General features: G+C 63.9%; 5 protein-coding genes. 4 read left to right on the top strand and 1 reads right to left on the bottom strand.

Going from position 1 to position 5,271, the window contains the following annotated elements; all coding sequences use genetic code 11:
- The 4 genes from A2J01_RS20165 to A2J01_RS20150 form a co-directional block, all read left to right on the top strand.
- On the top strand, positions 1-557 hold a 557-nt coding region (locus tag A2J01_RS20165; protein ID WP_064113424.1), incomplete at its 5' end, for a pirin family protein.
- A gap of 115 nt (positions 558-672) precedes the next feature.
- Positions 673-1,455 (top strand): pirin family protein, encoded by a 783-nt coding sequence (locus A2J01_RS20160; protein WP_003940511.1) that lies wholly within the window; start codon positions 673-675, stop codon positions 1,453-1,455.
- A 44-nt stretch (positions 1,456-1,499) separates the two neighbouring features.
- Complete coding sequence (locus A2J01_RS20155; RefSeq protein ID WP_064113423.1) at positions 1,500-2,426, top strand: PaaI family thioesterase; 927 nt, start codon at positions 1,500-1,502, stop codon at positions 2,424-2,426.
- A 66-nt stretch (positions 2,427-2,492) separates the two neighbouring features.
- Positions 2,493-3,470 carry a protocatechuate dioxygenase gene (locus A2J01_RS20150; RefSeq protein WP_058226221.1) on the top strand — a complete coding sequence of 326 codons (978 nt, stop codon included), beginning with the start codon at positions 2,493-2,495 and terminating at the stop codon, positions 3,468-3,470.
- A gap of 13 nt (positions 3,471-3,483) precedes the next feature.
- On the opposite strand, the gene A2J01_RS20145 is transcribed toward A2J01_RS20150, so the two are convergent.
- Positions 3,484-5,271: ATP-binding cassette domain-containing protein (locus A2J01_RS20145; RefSeq protein WP_064113422.1), on the bottom strand; the 1,788-nt coding region annotated here is incomplete at its 5' end.

Below are 5,271 nucleotides of genomic sequence, written 5' to 3'. Positions count from 1 at the left end.
CCGAGATCGTGACGTGGGTGCTCAGCGGATCTCTGGTTCACCAGGATTCCGCTGGGCACTCCGGGGTCATCCATCGCGGACTCGCGCAGAGAATGAGCGCCGGTACCGGAATCCTGCACTCCGAGCGCAACGATCGCTTCCGGGCCGACGGCTCGCGTGTCACCGAGCCCGTTCACCTCGTCCAGATGTGGATACCCCCGGACGAATCCGGAGTGACTCCGAGCTATCAGGAACTCGACATCAACTCCGAACTCGACGGCGGTGGCCTGATCACCCTGGCGTCGGGGATGCCCGCGCATCGCGACCACAGCGCGATCAGCTTGCACAACAAACATGCGGCACTGCATGTTGCTCGCCTCGAGACCGGTGGGTCGGTATCTCTCCCGGATGCGCCGTACGTGCACGGCTTCATCGCCGGTGGCACTGTCGACGTCGAGGGAGTCGGATTGCTCGGTCCGGGAGATTCGTTGCGACTCAAGGATACTGGCGGTCAACGAGTCGAGGGAATCGGCGATGCGGAGATACTCGTGTGGGAGATGCACGCGTCGACGAACTGACGACACCACCGAGTACGCCCAATGTTCGGACTACACAGCAGGTTCGTCGTAGGGTGGATGCCGGTAGTGGCGGATCCCGATTGTGGTGGATCCCGGTGGTACAGAAGGAGGAGCCATGGCATCTGGTCGAGCACAGGCCCCACGGACGACACCGCACATCGATGTGCACCGCTCCGGCGATCGCTTGAAATCCCGCGTCTCCTGGCTGGATTCGAAACATTCGTTCTCGTTCGGACAGCACTACGATCCGGACAACACGCATCACGGATTGCTGCTCGTCAACAACGACGACACCGTACTGGCGGGAACCGGTTTCGACACCCATCCGCACAAGGACATGGAAATCGTGACCTGGGTGCTTCGCGGTTCGCTCGTGCACCAGGATTCCATCGGCCACACCGGCGTCATCTATCCGGGACTCGCCCAGCGCATGAGCGCCGGTACCGGAATCATGCACAGTGAGAAGAACGATTCGTGGCGTATCGGCGGCGAACAGCATTCCGACCCCGTGCATTTCATCCAGATGTGGGTGGTACCGGACGAAGGTGGACTGACCCCCGGTTACGAACAGCTCGAGATCGACGACGAACTGCTGCGCGGCGGTCTGATCCCGGTTGCCTCCGGGATGGAGCGCTACAAGGATCATTCGGCGATTCGCATCAACAACAAGAACGCCGCCATGCATGTCGCACGCATTCTGCCCGGCACCTCCGTGAATCTTCCGGGCGCACGGTTCCTGCACGTCTTCGTCGCGCAGGGCACTGCCGAGATGGAGGGCGTCGGCACACTGTACGAAGGCGATGCTGTCCGGTTGAGCGATTCGGGTGGCCAGCAGCTGACCTCCGACGCCGGGGCCGAAGTCCTCGTCTGGGAGATGCATTCACGTATCGGTGGTTGAGACCCGGTCTCGGCAGGACTCGGCGCGCTGGAGATACTCGACAGATGAGCATCGACAACTCCGCCGCGCCCGTCAAGAAGCTTGACCCACTCAACACATTGATGGGTGTGCGCGCCGTTTCGGTCGAGCCCGGGGACCTGGCCTTCGCGCAGGCCGTCGGCGAGCGATTCCACGATCACCGTGGCAAGACCGTGCTCGGTTCCATCGGAGTCATGATCGACGGTGCCATGGGTGGCGCGGTGTACTCGGGACTGACCTCGGGCCATCAGTCCGTGCTCGCGCAGGTCACGGTCAGTGCGGGCGCCGACATCCCCGACGTCGCGGACGTCGGTGCCACCGGAACACTCGTGCATCTCGACGACGGCGTCGGACTCGCATCCGGGCAACTTCGCGACGAGAACAGCACCCTTCTGGCAGTGATGGCCGGTCGCGCCATGGTGGTCTCGCGTCCCCCCGTCGTGGGAATCGACGACTACGTGGAGGGCGAGCCGCTGCCCGTCCCGACGCCGGAGAAGACAAGCGACCTGAGCGGGTTGTCCGGGTCCGACGTCGTCGAAGGAATCCGCGACGGCAAACTCGAACGCGGTCCACTCGCCGGACTCCTCGATCTTGCTGTCGTCGACGTGACCCCGGGTTCCGTCGTCGGTGAGTTCGCACCCGTGGCCTGGATGGCCAACCCGTTGGGCGCCGTTCAGGGCGGTGTCCTCATCTCGGCAGTCGACGCCATCACTGGCCTGTCTGCCCAGACCCTGACCAGCGTCGACCAGGACTATCGCGTCCTCGACCACAAGATCGACTTCCTGCGCTCACCCGACATCGGCGGGCCGGTCTTGCGCGCCGAGGCCTCCGTGATTCGTGCCGGGCGCAGGCTCGCGCTGATCGAAACTCGCATCGTCGACGCCGGCGGACAGGTCTATGTGCGGGCCACTTCGAGCATTCAGATGCTCTCCCAGCAAGTTCACAGCGGATAACCAGTTCCGCACCAGGTCGCCCGTCCACCATTGAGACAACAGCCCACACAATGGAGGTACAGCGGCGTGAACAAAGACATCGAAGCGAGCAGGCTGCGCGTGAGCCGTCGGCGGGCTCTCGCCCTCGGCGGAACCATCAGTCTCGGCGGGCTCATCGCAGCGTGCTCCGGCAACAGTGGCACCGCCACGACGACTTCGGCTGCGGCTGCGTCGACGACAACCACTTCCGGCACTTCCGCCGCGGCCACGTCCGGCGACGCTGTCACCGCACTTCTGGCCAAAGCACCGCAGTGTGTCATGAGCAAGGAAGAGACGCAGGGTCCCTACTGGTTCGACGTCGACTCCATTCGCGGCGACATCCGCGAGGACCGTCCGGGCACCACGCTGCAGGTTGCGATGCGCGTGCAGGACAACAGCCAGTGCAACGTCGACGGCAGCATCGGCGCGGTCAGTAACGCCGTCGTCGAGATCTGGCACTGCGACGCCGGCGGCGTGTACTCCGGCTTCGAATCCGGTTCGCTGAGCGCCAACGGCGGCGGCGGAACTCCCCCGGCCGGCGGGATGGGTGAACCTCCGTCAGGTGCACCCGGAGGCGGAATGGGCGAACCACCGTCAGGCGCCCCCGGCGGAATGGGCGGCGGCATGGGAGGGTCCGGTGAGACCTCCGACGGTTCGTACAGCGTCGGCGACACCGAAGCCACCACCACCGACGACGGCACCTACCTGCGCGGCGCCCAGACCACCGATGCAAACGGCATCGCGCAGTTCACCACGATCTTTCCCGGCTGGTACATGGGCCGCACCACCCACATCCACGTCAAGGTTCACATCGACAAGAAGACGGTCCTCACGACGCAGACCTTCTTCGACGAGACCCTTCTCGACGAGGTGTACTCGCAGTCCCCGTACAGCGAGCACACCGGTCGTGAGAACAACACGAACAACGCCAGTGACGGCATCTACGACGACACCGGCCTCATGACCGTCGAAAAGCAGTCGGACGGGTCCTACCTCGCCGTCATCAACCTGGGTATCGACGCCTGAGGTAGGAGCCCGGTCAGCTGCCGACGTATGCCGCGAGGTGCTTTCCGGTGAGTGTGGAGCCGTCGGCGACGAGCTCCTCGGGAGTGCCCTCGAAGACGATCCGACCGCCGTCGTGACCGGCACCAGGGCCGAGGTCGATGATCCAGTCTGCGTGTGCCATCACCGCTTGGTGGTGCTCGATCACGATGACTGACTTACCGGAATCGACCAGTCGATCGAGCAGGCCGAGCAACTGCTCGACGTCGGCCAGGTGCAGTCCGGTGGTCGGCTCGTCGAGGACGTACACGCCGCCCTTCTCACCCAGGTGGGTTGCCAGCTTGATGCGCTGACGCTCACCGCCCGACAGCGTCGTCAATGGCTGGCCGATCGTGAGGTATCCGAGCCCCACGTCGACCAGTCGGACGAGGATCTTGTGCGCAGCGAGGGTCTTGGCCTCACCGTCGCCGAAGAACTCCTCGGCCTCGGCCACCGACATCGTGAGAACCTCGTTGATGTCCTTGCCACCGAATTTGTATTCGAGTACCTCGGCTTGGAAGCGCTTGCCCTCGCACTCCTCGCAGAGAGTGGCAACGCCGGCCATCATCGCCAGGTCGCTGTAGATGACGCCGTTGCCGTTGCACGTCGGGCAGGCGCCCTCGGAGTTGGCACTGAACAGCGCCGGCTTCACGCCGTTGGCCTTCGCGAATGCCTTGCGGATCGGGTCGAGCAGCCCCGTGTAAGTCGCCGGGTTGCTCCGACGCGAGCCGCGGATCGCACTCTGATCGACCGACACCACGTCTTCGCGTTTCGCGAGTGAGCCGTGGATCAGCGAACTCTTGCCCGACCCTGCCACACCGGTCACCACGACCAGTACGCCGAGCGGTACGTCGACGTCTACATCTTGGAGGTTGTGTGAGTTCGCTCCACGAATCTCGATTGCTCCGGTGGACTCCCGCACGGTCTCTTTGATTGCGGCCCGATCGTCGAAGTGACGGCCGGTTACGGTGTCGCTGGCACGAAGGCCCTCGACGGTGCCCTCGAAGCAGACGTTTCCGCCGGCGCTACCCGCACCCGGACCGAGGTCGACGATGTGGTCGGCGATCACGATCGTCTCCGGCTTGTGCTCGACCACGAGCACGGTGTTGCCCTTGTCGCGCAGGCGCAGCAGTAGGTCGTTCATCCTCGCGATGTCGTGCGGATGCAGGCCGGTGGTGGGCTCGTCGAAAACATACGTGATGTCGGTGAGCGAGGAACCCAGGTGACGAATCATCTTGGTGCGCTGAGCTTCACCGCCGGAGAGGGTTCCCGACGGCCGATCGAGACTGAGGTAGCCGAGTCCGATCTCCACGAACGAGTCGAGCGTTTCACCGATCGTCGTGAGCAACGGCGCGACCGACGGTTCCTTCAGTCCGCTGACCCATTCCGCGAGATCGCTGATCTGCATCGAGCAGGCGTCGGCGATGTTGACGCCCTTGATCTTCGACGACCGCGCCCCCTCGCTCAGTCGCGTCCCGTCGCATTCGGGGCAGGTGGTGAACGTGATCGCCCGCTCGACGAAAGCCCGGATGTGGGGCTGCATCGCGTCGACGTCCTTGGCCAGGAACGACTTCTGAATCTGCGGAATCAGACCCGTGTACGTCAGGTTGATGCCTTCGACCTTGATCTTGGTCGGCTCTTTGTAGAGCAGATCGTTCAGTTCCTTCTTGGTGTACTTCTTGATCGGCTTGTCGGGATCGAAGAAACCGCAGCCGCGGTAGATCCGGCCGTACCAACCCTCCATGCTGTAGCCGGGGACCGTGATCGCACTCTCGTTGAGCGACTT

Origin of the sequence: Rhodococcus sp. EPR-134 (assembly GCF_001647205.1) — a bacterium.
In the GTDB taxonomy this organism is placed as follows: Bacteria; Actinomycetota; Actinomycetes; order Mycobacteriales; family Mycobacteriaceae; genus Rhodococcus_F; species Rhodococcus_F qingshengii.
The sequence above is the reverse complement of the archived record's forward strand: the minus strand, read 5'-3'. Positions and strand labels throughout refer to the sequence as shown.